Here is a 16,691-nt window from a genome sequence, read left to right as displayed (position 1 = left end):
ACTAATGACCCAATTAAGTATTTTACCGCCCCAGAAAATCGCGATTTAGGAATTGTTAAATCAATGCGAAAACCGCGTGTCCGACTGATCATTGCCCCGTTCCCTGAGCGACAAAAAAATTCTGAGGATTTTTTCTTCTCATCAAATTGCCAAATCCCCTTGACAACTACTCTTTCAGCTTAAGTTGTCACCAATGTCGTCATTGATTCCATAATCACGCATAGAACCTCCTAAAGCCCCCATTGATGCTCCAAAAGCTATGCCAAAGATGGGACAAAAAAAGATCAATCCGAAGAGTAATCCCCAGAATGCGCCATCTAATGCTCCTAAACTAGCCAGGTTAACAGCTTGTTTGGTCTTGGGCTTCTTTTTCCCCTCAGGCCAAGAAACGGTAGCTGCATCTTTAATGTCGATGATATACTCCTTTTGTAGTGGAGCTAATTTAGCCAAAGTTTCTTGAGCTCCCTCGGCAGTATCAAATTTCCAAACAGTAAGCGTTGTCATAATTTGGATCATAGTTAGTTTTGTGTCCTAAAGCAATCTTCTAGGCAGATGGTATGGTTAGCAATTAAGTCGTAAAAAAAATTAACTATTTGCTACATTTGTGTTGTTATCAATTCTCAGAAATCTAAACTAGGATGTTGGTCCAGAAAACGAGTAATCGCTTCCTCTAAACCTTTGACTGAAGCATTAGTAATCAAAAAATTTTTAAATTCTTCTCCTTGGCTAAGATACTCAGCATATGCCGATTGCATATAGGGTCTAAAATTTTCATTGCCCAGTAGATGTACCTCTAAAAAAGCCAGTAAAAATGCCTGATTATAGCTCGTGAGCAATGCTGGCTCAGGAAGAGACAAATAGGCAAAAGAATCAATTAAACTTACAATTCCAGCATCCATTTGAGAGATATTCACATGGATATCTCCTTCTCGTACACTCAGATATTTATTGGGAGTATTTAGCCAAGGAAAAGGTCGCACTTGCTCTAAAACAAAAGGTGTAAGTGGGTCATAAACTCCAGCTTGAACAAATACTGGTAGAGAAACTGATGCTAATCCACTAGGGCCAAAGATAGCGCTTTTTACGGGATTAGTGATACCGATCGCTTTAATCCTTTTATCTTTTAGGTTGTCTGTCTTTAGCTCTAAGGTCAATGCTCGACATTGTAAGAGTAACGATAAATTTAAGTAGCCCTCACATTCTTGTTTTAGATAGTCAAAGTCAATAGTTGCTCCAGAGATCGCCAAAGCCGTATAACCGCCAAAGGAATGGCCAATTACTGCCACTCGATTTAGGCGAAGCTTCCCTGCAAAATCTGCTTTATTTCGTCTTTCTAATTCATCAATAACGTAACTAATATCCTGAGGACGGTCAACGAATTCGTTAGTGAAAAATATCTGACGAGAAAGACCAACTTTGAGAGCTTGAAGCTGTTGGCTGTCACTGCCAGGATGCTGAGGAACTGCCACTAAATAACCATAGGATGCCAGATGTTCTGCATAGTCGGCAAAATGTTGCGGAGAAGAGCTTAAACCGTGAGAAATTATGACCACGGGGGCTTGGTCCGCAGGCCATTTTTTTGGTTGATAAAGGTCGACCTCAAAGCTGCGATCTCGACTGGAATCTTTTAGTTCCCATCGCTTCTTTACCACTGCTAATTCTCCTGGTAGACGCAAATCAGGAAGCTTGGTGAAATCTATAGGGGAAGCATTAACTACCTCTTGTTGAGCCAATTGAAATATTTCATCGTGAAAGAAGTTGGTAGCTGTAATGATTAAATCTACTTTATTAGCTAAAGACAAAGCTCGTCGCAGATCAATTTCAATATTTGTTGGAAGATAGCGAAGGACATTGATTAGGCTCAATCCATTATCATCAAAGGCAGATTTAATTAATGCTCCACGTAAAGCATATTTACCATTCCTCCCCCCTTGAATAGCAATATGCTGACCCCAGCGGCTAAGCATATCCTCGCCCATCTCGGTTCTTAACAAGCGAGACAACACTATAGGATTAATTTCAGCTCTTCTTAGCAAGATTTCTCGAAATCGTTCTTTTTCCTCCTCATTTGCCCCAGCAAACCTCATATAGTCGGCTAAGCTCCGGTCTATTGTTCCATCAGCAGCGAAGGTTTCTAAGGAGCTGATACTCAGGGAAAATTTAAGGGGACTAGAGGTGATAAAGTTAATCGTTTGTGCTGCTTGGGCTGGCACAAAACTTCCCAGTGCGGCAAGAGTTCCCACAATAGATGAAATAAGACTAAACTGAATTATAGTCTTCATATAAGTGTTTCAATATATTTACAGTCATAGTTTGTGAATACAACATATCACAATATAAACTTCTTAATGTGTCCAGAAAAGTATTCACAAAATAACTACTCTTTCTTTTCAACTGCTTTATGTGTTAATGGTTTCGTCTAATGGGATATATATCTCGAAATGCTTATCATAAAAAGACAGCCTTTATTTTAGACTCTGATCTCCGAAAACCTTTCTCTAAGGTCATTTAACAGGTTTTTCTCGTAGTACGGAATCATTCGCACTTCTGTTAATGTTGCAATAATACACAATTATAAGCTATTGATTTAAAGTATCTATATAAAAAAAAGCTTGCTTTTGACTTCTCTACTCTCAATAAGTTATGAAATAATCACTAAGAATCTTAGCAAATAATAAATAATGAGGAGACCAGCTTGTGAAGTTGCATGATTGGCTTGGGTTAATAAGTCTGATTATTTCTCTCAGCATTCTCTGGCAGTTTCGTCAGATTTTACTGCTAATTTTTACTTCAGTTGTTATAGCCATAGCTCTTAATAGCTTAGTACGATTGCTAGTCAGGAGATTCCATTTAAGTCGGAGAAAAAGTATACTGGTCACTTTAGTCATCGTGCTTCTGGTCTCTACGCTTTTTGTGATCTTTATCATTCCGCCCTTCGTCAACCAGCTTCAGGACCTAATTAAATTAATCCCCATCGGCCTTGAACAACTGATACTTTGGGTGAACAGATTTATAGAAAACCCACCTTCTTGGTTTCCTGATTTTGATTTAGAAACACTTCCGGACTTAACTGAAATTTATCAACAAATAAGCTCACTGGCTCCGCAAATATTCAGCAACTTTTTTACCTTTTTTTCCAATACTACTGGCATCATATTGCAATTATTGCTGGTTTTGGTATTAGTACTAATGTTTTTGTCAGAGCCTTTAGCCTATAGAAATTTGTTATTGCAGTTATTGCCTTCATCTTACCGTGGACGTGCTAAAGAAATTATCAACAAAAATGAAACAGTTCTGCTGGCTTGGCTCAAAGGAGTTTCCATTAATTCTCTATTTGTTGCCCTATTATGTGGTTTTGGATTACTAATATTGAAAATACCCTTTGTCTTTGCCCATGCTATTCTCGCAGGCGTTTTCAATTTCATTCCTAATATTGGACCAGTCCTCAGCGCAGGGTTTCCTATAGCGGTTGCTCTCCTCAATTCACCGGGAAAAGCGATCGCAGTGTTACTTTTATACATAATTGTACAAAGCATCGAAAGCTATTGGTTTAGCCCATTGGTAATGAAAAAACAAGTGAACTTACTGCCCGCAGCTACACTGGTTGCCCAGATCTTTTTTGCTACTTTTCTAGGCTTTCTTGGGTTAATTTTGGCACTGCCCTTGGCAGTAGTAGTAAAAACTTGGACAGAAGAAGCTTTGGTTAATGACATTTTAAACAAAAATTAGAGTAATACTCGTTATCTAGTATTCCTTAATTTGCTAGTACTATAAGCGGCTTAAATAAATATTAAAAACTTAAATAAGGATAGCTTGTAAGCATAAAGTACTACCATATAATCTTCCTAATATTTTGAGCGAATTCTTCATAAGATAAATGTTGGCTATTATTTTCAAAAACTGACTCTAAAGTTTGTTCAATTTCACGTTCAGACGACCCTAAATCTAAGTCTTGCAGACACAATCGCAATTCTTCAGCACTAATTTTCCCAGATTCATCTATATCCAAAAAGTCAAAATACTGCTTGATTGTACTCTGTTTAATATCTGATATACCTTTATGAATTAAATTAATGAATAATTGAAAAGTAAAACCATCACTACGGGTGTTTTCATCTATTGAAGAGATTAATTCCTGCATTTTATCAGCAGAATTAAATCTTCCAACTGATCTCAATAAAGCCTGTAGCTCATCTAATGTCAAAAGTTGATCTCCATTCTTATCAAACTTTTTAAATGCTTGCTCATAAAAAAATCTTTGCTCTGAACTTAGTGTTGGAATACGATTATCCAGAGAAAAAGAATCTTGTCCTTCAGTGATAGCTTCTAATCCTTGAATTATACTCAAATTACAAGCAATAGTTTTCCATAGTTGGTCAGCACCAAGATGAGTAAGAATATCCTGTTCTTCCTCTAGAGTAATTGAATAAGATTCTCGAATCTCCTGAATGATTTCTCTTTCTTCCGAAGATAGTTTTTGTAAGACATCGTTAAACTCGTCAAAAGGTTTGCGTCCTGCTGATATGTCAAATAAGTCCAAAATTATTTGTTGATGAGGATGATTTTTCGAAAATTTTATTAAGGCTTCTAATATCTCTTGATGGTAACTTTCTTGTCTTAACCAATTTTCATGATTGGTCTGTTTTTGAGGATCAACTAAACTAGGATTCTCCACCTCAATTTCAGTTAAAACAAGCTCATGCTCTTGGTTTGTAATATTAAGCTCTAATCGAGCATCTTTGAACAGTTCACGACTATTGATAATATTGACATATCCTTCACCGATAGATTCTTTAACTATTTCCTTATAAGCCTTTAAGCGTTTTACTTTGTCAAATCCTGGAATAACTTTGGCTAAAACATAAATTTCATCTGCATTGAGATCTTCTATAGAACGATTGTTCAAAAATTGTGAGACATCAAGCTTTAACTTAATCAATTGTTTTTTAAGTCGATTCGCTAAACTTTCTCTCTTATAAAGATAGGCATCTCTTTTCCAAGTTCGATATAGCCAAATCCCACTACAAACCGTAATTAAAATTGGAAGAAAAGGTTCACAAAAACCAGGCAGGAAACTTATGAAGTGATGTCCTGCAAAGAAAAAAACGATGTTAAAAATTAAACAACTAGATACAGTAAACATCCGATGACGAATGATTTCATTATTGACCAACTTTTGATGACGCAGTAGAAAAGCCTTGTAAACTTTTTCTATTTGTTTGCCCAATTGATAACCTGTCCAGCCACAGATACCGATAATAAAAGGGATAAAAAACAGTTTAGGAATCGCAATTGAAGAACCGAAGACATACAAGCCAGAATCTAAAATACTTGCTAATTGATTGTCTTCATGACTCCAAATCCCAGAGAAATAGTATTCCCAATTTCCTGCATAAAGATAATAAGCTAAAAAATAGCCAATTGCTAAGCCAAAATAACCATAATAAATCCATTGTTGTTCTGGTTGTGTAATATTATCCCAATAGGTTCGCTCTGCATCAATATCAATACAGGGTGTATTGCAAGCTACGCAGGCACTTTGCTCTCTTCCTTCTGAATTAACAGTGCGACACATAGACTGAGTAATCAGTTGTTGTTCACCTTCATGAGCTTTACTATTTAGTAATCCTCTAGGTTCACTGTAAATTTTCTGCACAGGGGTCATAGGACAAAAATACTGACACCAAGCTTTCCCTCCGAAAAGATAACCAACCAAAATAGCTGTAAAGATAATGCAAATTAAAACAATTCCTAATAATATTCCTTCGGAATTAAGAAATAAAAGACGACTGGTAATTCCCAAATAAAATAGTCCCAACTGCAAGTATAAATGATTTCGACCTAGCCACGATTCTTGCCTTACTTTGACTAATTCGTAACGAATTTTTCCAGTTTTATTATTTACTCGCTTTCGTTGTCTTTGTAATCCCAATGCACGAGGAATTTGTGAGAGAAAAGAAAGAGGACAAATTCTACGCCATAATTCATGTCCTCCGATGAACAAAATAACAATTGATAAAGGAATAACAAAACCCCAAAATATTGATATACCCATTGTATAAGGAGCTTCTATCAAGCATTCCCCCTGAACTTTGACACAATCTAATTGAGTAAGCTTATCAATTGCAAAAGGACTCCACTTTAAATTGGCTTGAGTGAGCCAAGGGGTTATCGGATCGTAAAATAGTGATGCAATTAACAAAAGCCAACTTAGAGTTGATATCCAACGTAAGATATGCATTTGCCGTTCAGGAATTCTTGCAAACATAAATCTTTTCCCTAAAGTAACTATTGTCGAACGAGAAACAATTCTTGATTATTTACTTGAGTGAATATTGACGTGCAGATAAATTGCTTTTAAATTATTTCACACTCCATTGTGCTTATGCAAAAAATTAATTTTCTGTGCTACTCAAACTGACTAAATCTTTGTATTGCTACATCTATAGCACTTACCAATAAAAAAATGGTAAGTTTTTTGATTTTTGAGTAAAGTAAACAGTAATATAAACATCAAGCATAGTCGATAATAATATTCCTTGTTTTAGTAAAATTAGGGCTTGAAGCATTTATTAAAAAAACTTTTGCAGAGTGTGTGAGAAATATTTACTGTGATCTGGGCAAAAATTCCATCAGAAAAACACTTTTCTCAAGTATATAAAAAAGCTGTACAATCATGAGAATGAAAAATGCTATTAACCCATTTAAATAGCCAAGTATTCTCGTCTCCGTTATACTGCATCGAGCACTAAAAAATCTTGTATTCCATAAAATATAGAAGCCAAAATACCTTAAAAGTAAAAATAGCTTGGTGCTTCTCTCCCGAACCAAAGGAGAATTTATTTGAGCTTTTACTTTGGGAATAATCAGAGAAAAATAAAGCTGAGCAGTAGAAGTACCGGCGAAAATGAAGACGATAGAAGCCAACATAGCCTTCCAAGCATCTGAAACAGAAACAAATGTTGCAAAATCAATATAGGCAGCAGATAATGCAGTAAGAGTCATGGACATTAGAATCGTACTTGGTTCTGTGTCAGGAGATTTATTCACAAGTTTTTTTGCCGAAACATTATTCAATTTCAGATTATTCCATATTTCTGAAGCTGCAATCGCTCAAAAAGTCACAGAAATCATTGCTCAATTTGGACTTATTATTCCTGCCACTAAACCAGTTAATCAATTTAAAACCAAAATTTCACAGATATTGGATTATTAACTGAACCATGAAATCTCTAAAACAAAAAAATCAAGCTTAATTAATAATAATTGTCAGGAAAATTATAATGTGATACCGTAATCATTATTCGGTTCTAATGGAAAATAGCCATTAGAAGTAATGGGGAAAGTTTGGCGAAAATCCAACGCTGTCCCGCAACTGTGATGGGAATATTAAGGTTCTCTCAGTCAGAATGCCCGCCGATGTTAAAAAGATGCACAAACAAATCTGCGAGGTACAGATGTCTAAACACTTTTTGATTTCCAAAAGTATTGGTTTTTCTGCCAGAAATTTTTTAAATACACAGCCATTGCTAGAAGTGTAGTTTCAAATAGGATAACCAAGTAAGTGCACGGGTTGACTGTTTTTAAATGATGTAGATAAGGACAAACATAATTTGCAAGTAGGCTTAGTAGGAGACTGCACATAAGGCAGTTTTCAAATCAAAATAAAGCTTAATTATTAACATTAATTGTTGATGATGTTATTCATAGATATTTCACTATGGTCAGAAAAAATGAAAATACTTTAATATTTAATGGGGATATTTTAATGCTGGATAATATATGTAGATTAACTGTAGGTTAACTAAAAATTAAGATTAATCTGCTATATGGATTTGACGTATATTTAGACTCTCAAAATATGTTTAAAGTCTATAACATAACTAGAAATTAAATTAAAATTATGTGTGATTAATTAATGCATGTAATATCTTGCTTAAGGTTACTAGTTTAGAAAAAACTTAGTTATTTAGAGAGAGGAGAACAAACACCAAATGGCTTATCAATTACCATCTCTACCATACGATTACACAGCCTTGGAACCAACAATTTCTAAAAGCACCTTAGAATTTCATCACGATAAGCACCATGCTGCGTATGTCAGTAAATACAATAACGCAGTTCAAGGAACGGAGTTTGATAGCAAATCCATTGAAGAAGTTATCAAAGCGATCGCCAAAGATGAAAGTAAAACAGGATTGTTTAATAATGCTGCCCAGGCTTGGAATCATACTTTTTACTGGCAATGTATGAAACCCAATGGTGGTGGAACTCCCACGGGAGAACTAGCTAAAAAAATTGATGCCGACTTTGGTAGTTTCGAGAAGTTTGCCGAAGCTTTCAAAAATGCAGGAGCAACTCAATTTGGTAGTGGTTGGGCTTGGTTAGTGCTGGATGGAGATACTCTCAAAGTTACTAAAACTTTGAATGCAGATAACCCTCTAACGAGTAACCAAGTTCCCCTGTTAACTATGGATGTTTGGGAACACGCTTATTATCTAGATTATCAAAATAAACGTCCTGCTTATATTGATGATTTTCTCGGCAAATTAGTCAATTGGGATTTTGTCGCCCAAAATCTAGCTGCTGCGTAAATAGAAATTAAAAACAGGCGGATATAGTTAAATATCCGCTTGATTAGTTCATTAAAAATGTTTAAAAAACAAATAATGACAAATCCTCATTATCCCAAAATCATTCTTTCGTTTGCTTATCGAGGTTGCAAAGTGGAAATAGACCGCGATCGATTAGATGGACACTTTATTTATGCTGCCTGGGTCAATCATGACCGAGGTTGTGCTGTTGCCGTTCCTAGTGCCATAAATACGAAAGATGCAATTCGCCAAGCCAAACAGTGGATTGACACCAAATTAGACTAAGCTGGGGCGATCGATTTGCTAAATTCTTTGTTTATTAAAACCTAAACGCTATTTAATTTGTTTGGCAGATCACAACATAGAAAAACAACATCATTAAAAAAATACTATGAATCAAAACTCAGTCAACACAGCGATTAGAAATGGTGACTCACCGTTTTCCTCTCTCACCGTCAAATTTAATGTTCTGGCTATTTTGTCTTTATTAATAGTAAGTTGCAGTAATAGTGGAACAGTAGAGAAAAGTAATGACACTTCTAATGCTTCTGATAATCAAAGTCAAAGTGAAGGTACTTTAAACTTAGTAGCCAATGGAGAGGATTTTGTCCGTCAGGGTTTTGTAACTAAAGATGGTTGGACAATTAATTTTGATCGCCTGGATGTAAATCTAGCCGGAGTCACCGCATATCAAATGACTGGTGCTTTTGAACCTACAGAAATAGATACTCTTGATAGCTTAAATGATCGGGAAAAAATTGCTTTAGTAGGTACACCTCAGGTAGTAGATTTAGCGAAAGGGGAAGCAGATGCCGAACCCATTTTGGTGACTAATGCAGAGGTGACTCCTGGTTTTTATAATGCAGTGGCTTGGCAAATCGATACTGCCGAAGCAGACTCTCCCCTAGTAGGCAAAACTATGGTCATGCAGGGAACAGCTACCAAGGACAATCGAGTGGTTAACTTCGATATTAGCCTCAATCGTCCCATCCAGTATCTTTGCGGTGAATATGTAGGCGATGAGCGCAAAGGGATAGTTCAAGCGGGAGAAACAGGAGAAGTCGAAACAACTTTTCATTTCGACCATATTTTTGGCGACGGTGAAACCAGTGCGGATGATACTCTTAATGTAGATGCTTTAGGCTTTGCTCCTTTAGCTCAATTAGCATCTGGCGATCGCTTAACTATAGATGATGCTACCCTATCTGAACAATTATCTCCAGAAGACCAAAAAAAACTAACCAAAGCCGTAATTGGTTTGGGTCATGTGGGAGAGGGACATTGTGCGGTCATTCAATAAAAGTTTGGTTGGCCTGTAATTGAGAAAAATTGATAGCTGATTTTTCCAACTCTTTAGATAGCAGTTTATGTGGCTGCTCTCGAATGAACTTGCCACCATTCAAGCAAAACAGCACGACACTGAAGACAAGCTAAGTCTTGAAGTAAAAGCTTAATTCCTTTTGATGTCTTAGAATAGGTCACACCTAATTGATGAGGATTAATAGAAAGTGTGGGATTAATTTCAGCGACAAATCCGTACAGCTTTTGATTAGAGAAAGAACTGTTAATCACCCAGCCATTATGACTTAATGAAGTGATTTTGGCGATTTCTGATTGAGAAATTCCCAGCTCTCGATTAAGGATCTGTGGTACGGCATGAATCGGCTGTTGCAGCCCTTCGGCTACCCTGCCACCAGGAAAATCGGTAGTTGTGCTATTGATCCCAGGCCGATACATTGGTTTCGGTAGCAGCAAGCGATCACCTTGAATTGTCACAACAACAACTGAATCAGCTTTTTCTACTCGCCAATAATCAAGAATTTTACCCTGTTGATCTTGCAGCTTTTCGCCAATTAAGGTTAGCCAAGGAGAACGGATTTCTACAAACCTTTCTAATATTTTCACTGTTCTATCCGGTCAAATATGTTAGCTAATCGCTCAAAATTCGCCCTCGAAAGCCGGTAATAATACGACCCCCATCCTGGAGAATATGAACTTCCGTCTGGTCACTTGCCCAAGTCATTTGGTTTTGCAAATCAGGATTGAAGATATGTACATGTTGATTTCTCGAAGAAACAAGAGAATCAGGAGTATTAATCGCTAAAGATTCTACAAAGGGGCCATCGATGAGAATATCCAGTTGTGCTAAGAGTTCTTGACTTTTAGCCGGAGCGTAGGGAGCTTGTAATTGCTCCAAAGTAAAACCACTAAAAGACATTACATTTAAACCCGCAGCTTTAACCTTTTTGGCCAACTCTGTAAGTGCAGGAGCCTGCCAAAAGGGTTCTCCTCCAGAAAAAGTTACCCCTTGATTCTGAGGATTGCTGAGAATTTTTTGAGCTAGTTTCTCAACTGAAATTAGTTGATTAATTTCGAAAGACCAAGACAAGGGATTAAAGCAGCCAGGACATTCTCGAATGCATCCTTGTGCCCAAACTACAGCACGAGAACCTGGACCATTTACTTGTGATCTATCGACATAACCCATGATATTAAGATAACCAGGTGGTATCTCCATGAGACTTAGGTAGGGATCTTTTTTTTGTTTGGTAGTCATTATGCTGATCCTTAGCCAACTAATAAATTATATAACTAAAAAGCAATAAAAGAGCAAAGCAATAAAAGAGCAATCCAAATTTATTAGCGTTGGATTGCTCAAGCTGTTTTTGAAGGAAAAACTAACAAAAGATGAGATGATGAGAAAATGTAATTCTAGCTATAGAGAACAGAAGTAGATTCTCCAGAAGCCAAATCTAAAGGGAAATTGTGAACATTACGTTCGTGCATCGCCTCAATGCCTAGATTGGCACGATTAATCACATCAGCCCAAGTATGAATTACCCGACCTTGAGAATCTAAAATAGACTGGTTGAAGTTAAATCCATTGAGGTTGAAGGAAAAAGAGGAGACGGCTAAAGCTGCACACCAAATACCAATCACAGGCCAAGCAACTAAGAAAAAATGTAAGCTACGACTATTGTTAAATGAGGCATATTGGAAAATCAGTCTACCAAAATAGCCATGTGCCGCGACGATATTGTACGTTTCTTCTTCTTGACCGAATTTATAGCCGTAGTTTTGAGATTCTCTTTCAGTGGTTTCGCGAATCAAAGAAGATGTGACCAAAGAACCGTGCATCGCTGAGAATAACGCTCCACCAAAGACTCCAGCGACACCCAACATATGTAACGGATGCATCAGAACATTATGTTCCGCCTGGAGCACAAGCATGAAGTTGAAGGTCCCACTAATTCCCAAGGGCATCCCATCAGAAAATGAACCTTGACCAATAGAATAGATAAGTAAGACAGCAGTGGCAGCCGCAACAGGTGCGCTGTAAGCAATACTAATCCAAGGACGCATTCCTAAGCGGTAAGACAGTTCCCACTGACGACCCATATAGCAAAAAATGCCGATCAAGAAGTGGAAAATAATCAGTTGGTAAGGGCCACCATTGTATAGCCACTCATCTAAGTTAGCAGCCTCCCAAATCGGGTAAAAATGTAATCCGATCGCATTGGAACTAGGTACAACCGCAGCCGAAATAATATTGTTGCCATAGAGTAAGGAGCCAGAAACAGGTTCACGAATGCCGTCAATATCTACAGGCGGTGCTGCGATGAAGGCAATGACAAAGCAAATTGCTGCTGAGGAAAGGACAGGAATCATTAAAACGCCAAACCAACCAATATACATACGGTTGTTGGTGCTAGTAATCCACTGGCAAAATCTTTCCCAAACATTATCTTGGGGACTTTGTTGAACTGAAATAGTCATGATTTTATATTGCGAGGTTAATCATTGTTAAAGGCAATCTTAACCTTATGTAAATATATAACCATATAGTTATATGAAAGTCAAGGGGTTTTCCTTAATCGTGAAAAGTAGGGCTTAGGCGATCGCATATACTATACTTCCGACGATCAGCCACAGGCTGGCACTTCGTGAGCTTGCAAAATAGACCGAATTTGATTTATTTTTGGCCGCAAGCTTATAGTTATGCTAGATGAGAGAAGCGGACAAGGAGAGCAATCGATCAGCTGAAATTTATGAATATTTTCGCCTCTATTATTGATCAACGTTTGGGATCAGTCATTGAATCTATTCGACAACAGGCTGCTGAAGAACTAGGTATTAAAGAAGCAGGCAGGCTTAAGTCTCTGGCTTTTGTATATTTGTGTGTTCAAACCATCCTGGATTTAGAGGATTCAAGTGCTTTTGATTGTTTAACCGAAGGAGGTGGAGATTTTGGCGTGGATGCGATGCATATTTCCGAGGAATATGACGGTGAATTTACGGTTAGTTTATTTCAGGGGAAATATAAAAATAATCTCAAAGGCAATGCTAATTTTCCCGAACAGGGGGTCACAGCTCTCATCAATGCGATTCAGTATTTGTTCGATCCCACCGCAGAATTAGAGCATCTTAATCAACGTTTACTGACTAAAGTAGAAGAAGCTCGTAGTTTAATTCGTGATGGATACATTCCACAAGTACAAGCATTGACCTGTAACAATGGTTTGCTCTGGACTAATGCAGCGCAGGAAGCAATTGATCGGACTGGATTTGGGAATCAGGTTACCTGGGAACATGTCAATCATGAGCGCTTGGTAAAAATTCTACAGGTATCCAAACCAGTCAAAGATACTTTGCAATTAAGCGGTAAAGCCCTAGTTGAAGATATGAATTTTAGCCGCGTACTAGTGGGAAGAGTTGCCGTAACTGAAATCAGGGCTCTTATAGAGCGACATGGAGAACGGTTATTAGAACGCAATATTCGCCGTTACTTAGGGTTAAAAGGAAATCGTGTTAACGAAAGTATCCGCAGTACTTTAATGAGTGAGGAAAAGAACAATTTTTATTTTTACAATAATGGGATTACCCTAACTTGTGATGGTTTTTCCTACAATGCACTACAAAATGGTGATTATCAAGTCAGGTGCGAGAATCTGCAAATCATTAATGGAGGACAGACATGCATGACAATTTTCAAAACGCTCCAAGAGCCTAATGTTTCAAGTCTAGTATATGAAAATATCCAAGCCTATGTTTTGCTCAGACTCTATCAATTACCCAGTGATAATGATGAATTGGTACGGAAAATTACCTATGCTACCAATAGCCAGAATCCAGTTGATTTAAAAGATCTGCGGGCTAATGATGATCTTCAGCAAAGGTTAGCAATGGATATGGAGCAATTGGGTTTTAATTATCGCCGTAAGCGTTCTGAGACTAGTATTAAAACGACGGATATTACCTCGGGAGTGGCAGCTCAGGCATTGCTATCTATTTGGCGGCAAAAACCCCATCAAGCGAAGTTTTTTACTCGTGAACATTTCGGTAAATTATACAATTTAATCTTTACGGAACAGCTTAATGGTGCACAAGTTGTAATTGCAGTTTTACTGTACAGGATTGCAGAAAATCGGAGAAAAAGACCAGAACCTAATGATCCTGAATTGGTCCGCTATGCTTCTTGTTTTATTGCGATGCAAATGGGGCGAAGGCTGTTGAAGGCGATGAATCTTCAATTGAAGGAGCTTAACCACCAAAAGTTTCAGGATGCTCACCATATTATTGGGGAAAATGGGAAAGAATTTTTCAAGGTTTCAGTATATGATATTAAACAGGCACTTCGGGAGTTATATGGAGAGCAGGAAATTTCTTTGCAACAACTTTCTGCTACCTTCAGGCGTGGTGATTTGATCGAGAAGCTGCAAAATTTGGAAATTTGTTGAGCTGGATTAAGTAGTAGTGAAATCCCATAAAATATAAAACTCTAATAAATTGTTTTATCTGGCTATTATTCTTCTATTTGTTCCCCTGCTGCTTTCCAACCTTCAAAACTAGGAGGAAAACCTCTAACATTACTGTATCCAAGCATTTGAAGAGCTATAACGCCCATTGCAGTTCGATAACCCGTCGAACAGTAAAGAATCACAGGATGATTTTTCGGAATTTGGTTGAGATTTTGAGTTAGATCTCGCAAAGGAATATTAATTGCTCCTTTAATATGTCCAGAAGCATATTCTTCTGGTTCACGAACATCTACTAATAATGCTTGCTTTTCTTTCGCAAGAGTCTTGAGTGTGTCAATCTTTTTGACAGTGTAATAATTGTCAGGAATTGAAACCAGAAATTGTTGTACCTTGCTTAAGACTTGTTTATTCTTAAATCCGCTATTTCTCATCGCCCCATGCATTTCATCTATCCCAGACATTCCAAGTCTTGAGTGGGGACAGTCTGAAATTATGTCTGGACAATCACTTCGATTAAGATGGCGATAGGTTAGCTCTATTAGAGAATTTTTGTTGTCTACTGTCTCCACTTGATCTTTGGTTTGAGACGTAGTGATAGCAGCAACAGCAGGACTGATGCTTAAAAAACTACTAAAATATAACCAAAGTCCTAGTACGAAGGTTGTTAGAAGTTTCATCATCATTAATACATTGAAATAATAATTAGGTAAATTTTTTCGATTGACTACTACTTTGCGCAGAGTGATGGCACAGGTTTCTTGCTGAGGATTCCAGCAATATGGGGACTAACGATGGGAAAAGAAAGATGGAACTGCTGATAACTAACTATTTCCCAATCAGAATTTGCCAAACTTTGCCATGTTTCGCGGTTTGGGTGACAGTTATCAAAGATAGTTTTCCAAACTGGCTCAATCCCATCTTGAATTCTTCGTGTCCAACTGCCACATTCTCCAGCAACATGCTCGATGAAGATAAAATTTCCTTCTGGTTTGAGGATGCGTTTAATTTCTTGGAGGCTACGATCAAGATCCTTAACAGAACATAGAACATGAGTACTAACAACCGTATCGACACTCTTATCTTCGATTGGTAAATCTTCCGCCATTCCTTGATGTAGGGCGATCGCAGAAAGTCCGTGCTTTTGGGCTTCTTTTTCTAGATAAGAATGCATATAGGGATTGGGTTCTACTCCAATCCAATCAATTTTTTTGGGATAATAAGCAAGATTTGCTCCTGCACCAGGCCCAATTTCTACAACTTTATGGTTTAAATTGCCTAAAAACGCTTGTTTGAGTTCTCCTAAGCTCCCATAGTCAGGATAATCGATTAGCTTAATTGCCTGATCATCAGCAGCATTAGCTTTGCCCATACCCCAGGCGAATAGACGTTTTTGGAGCGTTGAGAGATTCATAATTTCATTCTTCAACTAAAATTTCTATCGGGATTTAATTTTTAAACAGTAAATAGGGAATAGGCAATAGATATCGGGAAATACCCTTAAATATTAATTATTCCTATTCCCTCATTGTCTTATTAGCTATCGGATAATTGTGATTAAACCCACCAAGGTTTGTCTCCTGTACGAGGATCGGTTTCTGTCCAAGGAGTAATCCGAATATAGTCTTCTTCAACTGTTACGTGAGCTAGTCGCAAAGGAAGAGGTGCTGGCCCTCGGACTACGTTCCCAGAAGAATCATAACGAGAACCATGACAAGGACATTGGAATTGATTTTCATTAGGATTCCAAGGAAAAGTACAACCTAAATGAGTACAGTTATCGACAATTCCCCAAGGATGTAATGTGCCATCCTCATTGACAGTAAGATAGGTTGGTTCTCCAGCCAATCCCGCGACCAAAGCACGAGTTCCCGGCGGTTTGTCAAGAATCTGACTAGCAGGAATTATATTCCCAAACTTATCTTTGGCAATAATCGAACCGTCCTCGCCTCCTTCTTGAGGTGGCACAAAAAACTTAGCCGCAGGATATAAGGCAGCACCGGCAGTAGTTGCGATCGCTGCTCCGGTAATAAAGTTAAGTAATTGCCTTCGTGACATTGAAGGCGATTCTAGAGGTAGACTTTCTTCCATTGTTAAACTCCTTTTTTCTAATTACCTTGGGGATTTTGTTTCCGAGTGTTGATCCCAAATAAGCCATAGAGCAGGCAAGAGCCAGCCAAAGCGCTAATCGCCATGACAACGCCAACAATAGTTAAGCCGACGCCTAAAGTAGAACTACTATAGACTAATAAACCGAAATAGAATAAAACACTAGCTATAACCAAACGGATCAAGCGATCTACAGCACCTAAATTGTTAAACATGATGTTTATCTCCTTTT

The 16,691-nt window shown here is 37.6% G+C and carries 16 protein-coding genes, 1 pseudogene and 1 riboswitch; of the genes and pseudogenes, 6 read left to right on the top strand and 11 right to left on the bottom strand.

Going from position 1 to position 16,691, the window contains the following annotated elements; genetic code table 11:
- Window positions 1-195: 195 nt before the first annotated feature.
- Both XEN7305_RS26200 and XEN7305_RS26195 read right to left on the bottom strand, forming a co-directional pair.
- Window positions 196-504 (bottom strand): annotated as a pseudogene (locus tag XEN7305_RS26200) (DUF1269 domain-containing protein); the annotation flags it as partial.
- Between the two features lie 116 nt (window positions 505-620).
- Complete coding sequence (locus tag XEN7305_RS26195; RefSeq protein ID WP_006512583.1) at window positions 621-2,282, bottom strand: alpha/beta hydrolase; 1,662 nt, start codon at window positions 2,280-2,282, stop codon at window positions 621-623.
- Window positions 2,283-2,697: 415 nt separating this feature from the next.
- Here XEN7305_RS26195 and XEN7305_RS26190 point away from each other — a divergent pair, with 415 nt between their 5' ends.
- Window positions 2,698-3,729 carry an AI-2E family transporter gene (locus XEN7305_RS26190; protein WP_006512582.1) on the top strand — a complete coding sequence of 344 codons (1,032 nt, stop codon included), beginning with the start codon at window positions 2,698-2,700 and terminating at the stop codon, window positions 3,727-3,729.
- A gap of 100 nt (window positions 3,730-3,829) precedes the next feature.
- Here XEN7305_RS26190 and XEN7305_RS26185 read toward each other — a convergent pair whose 3' ends face one another.
- Complete coding sequence (locus XEN7305_RS26185) at window positions 3,830-6,268, bottom strand: EF-hand domain-containing protein (protein ID WP_006512581.1); 2,439 nt, start codon at window positions 6,266-6,268, stop codon at window positions 3,830-3,832.
- 338 nt (window positions 6,269-6,606) lie between these two features.
- Window positions 6,607-7,011 (bottom strand): hypothetical protein, encoded by a 405-nt coding sequence (locus XEN7305_RS26180; protein ID WP_144053371.1) that lies wholly within the window; start codon window positions 7,009-7,011, stop codon window positions 6,607-6,609.
- Between XEN7305_RS26180 and XEN7305_RS26175 the strand changes: the two genes are divergently transcribed.
- From XEN7305_RS26175 to XEN7305_RS26160, 4 genes are all read left to right on the top strand, one after another.
- Window positions 7,004-7,216 (top strand): hypothetical protein, encoded by a 213-nt coding sequence (locus XEN7305_RS26175; RefSeq protein WP_006512580.1) that lies wholly within the window; start codon window positions 7,004-7,006, stop codon window positions 7,214-7,216. The two genes, XEN7305_RS26180 and XEN7305_RS26175, sit on opposite strands and share 8 nt — an antisense overlap.
- A gap of 72 nt (window positions 7,217-7,288) precedes the next feature.
- Window positions 7,289-7,436: riboswitch (cobalamin riboswitch) on the top strand.
- Window positions 7,437-7,994: 558 nt separating this feature from the next.
- Entirely contained in the window at window positions 7,995-8,594 is a 600-nt protein-coding gene (locus XEN7305_RS26170) for a superoxide dismutase (protein WP_006512579.1), read from the top strand.
- A 75-nt stretch (window positions 8,595-8,669) separates the two neighbouring features.
- Window positions 8,670-8,879 (top strand): hypothetical protein, encoded by a 210-nt coding sequence (locus XEN7305_RS26165; protein ID WP_006512578.1) that lies wholly within the window; start codon window positions 8,670-8,672, stop codon window positions 8,877-8,879.
- A 106-nt stretch (window positions 8,880-8,985) separates the two neighbouring features.
- The gene (locus XEN7305_RS26160; protein ID WP_006512577.1) at window positions 8,986-9,894 is read left to right on the top strand and encodes a hypothetical protein; all 909 of its coding nucleotides are present in this window, start codon (window positions 8,986-8,988) and stop codon (window positions 9,892-9,894) included.
- A gap of 65 nt (window positions 9,895-9,959) precedes the next feature.
- On the opposite strand, the gene XEN7305_RS26155 is transcribed toward XEN7305_RS26160, so the two are convergent.
- The 3 genes from XEN7305_RS26155 to psbA all read right to left on the bottom strand — a co-directional run bounded on the left by XEN7305_RS26155 (window position 9,960) and on the right by psbA (window position 12,371).
- Window positions 9,960-10,499, bottom strand: coding sequence for a hypothetical protein (locus XEN7305_RS26155; protein ID WP_006512576.1), 540 nt, complete (start codon window positions 10,497-10,499; stop codon window positions 9,960-9,962).
- A 25-nt stretch (window positions 10,500-10,524) separates the two neighbouring features.
- Window positions 10,525-11,151, bottom strand: coding sequence for a 4Fe-4S single cluster domain-containing protein (locus tag XEN7305_RS26150; protein ID WP_006512575.1), 627 nt, complete (start codon window positions 11,149-11,151; stop codon window positions 10,525-10,527).
- A gap of 155 nt (window positions 11,152-11,306) precedes the next feature.
- Window positions 11,307-12,371: a photosystem II q(b) protein gene (gene psbA, locus XEN7305_RS26145; RefSeq protein WP_006512574.1), complete on the bottom strand. Its 1,065-nt coding sequence runs from the start codon at window positions 12,369-12,371 to the stop codon at window positions 11,307-11,309.
- A gap of 272 nt (window positions 12,372-12,643) precedes the next feature.
- Between psbA and XEN7305_RS26140 the strand changes: the two genes are divergently transcribed.
- A complete protein-coding gene (locus tag XEN7305_RS26140) occupies window positions 12,644-14,332 on the top strand; it encodes an AIPR family protein (RefSeq protein WP_006512573.1) in 1,689 nt (562 codons plus the stop codon).
- A 65-nt stretch (window positions 14,333-14,397) separates the two neighbouring features.
- Here the strand turns inward: XEN7305_RS26140 and XEN7305_RS27170 are convergent, their stop codons facing one another.
- From XEN7305_RS27170 to XEN7305_RS26120, 4 genes are all read right to left on the bottom strand, one after another.
- Window positions 14,398-15,036 (bottom strand): rhodanese-like domain-containing protein, encoded by a 639-nt coding sequence (locus XEN7305_RS27170; RefSeq protein ID WP_006512572.1) that lies wholly within the window; start codon window positions 15,034-15,036, stop codon window positions 14,398-14,400.
- A 44-nt stretch (window positions 15,037-15,080) separates the two neighbouring features.
- Window positions 15,081-15,764 (bottom strand): class I SAM-dependent methyltransferase, encoded by a 684-nt coding sequence (locus XEN7305_RS26130; protein ID WP_006512571.1) that lies wholly within the window; start codon window positions 15,762-15,764, stop codon window positions 15,081-15,083.
- Between the two features lie 143 nt (window positions 15,765-15,907).
- Window positions 15,908-16,441 carry a cytochrome b6-f complex iron-sulfur subunit gene (petC, locus tag XEN7305_RS26125; protein ID WP_006512570.1) on the bottom strand — a complete coding sequence of 178 codons (534 nt, stop codon included), beginning with the start codon at window positions 16,439-16,441 and terminating at the stop codon, window positions 15,908-15,910.
- Between the two features lie 17 nt (window positions 16,442-16,458).
- Window positions 16,459-16,674: a DUF2892 domain-containing protein gene (locus XEN7305_RS26120; RefSeq protein ID WP_006512569.1), complete on the bottom strand. Its 216-nt coding sequence runs from the start codon at window positions 16,672-16,674 to the stop codon at window positions 16,459-16,461.
- Between the last annotated feature and the right edge of the window lie 17 nt (window positions 16,675-16,691).

It is taken from the genome of Xenococcus sp. PCC 7305, assembly GCF_000332055.1.
GTDB lineage: Bacteria > Cyanobacteriota > Cyanobacteriia > Cyanobacteriales > Xenococcaceae > Xenococcus.
Note: the sequence above shows the minus strand (reverse complement) of the source record. Positions and strands in the feature narration are given on the sequence as shown.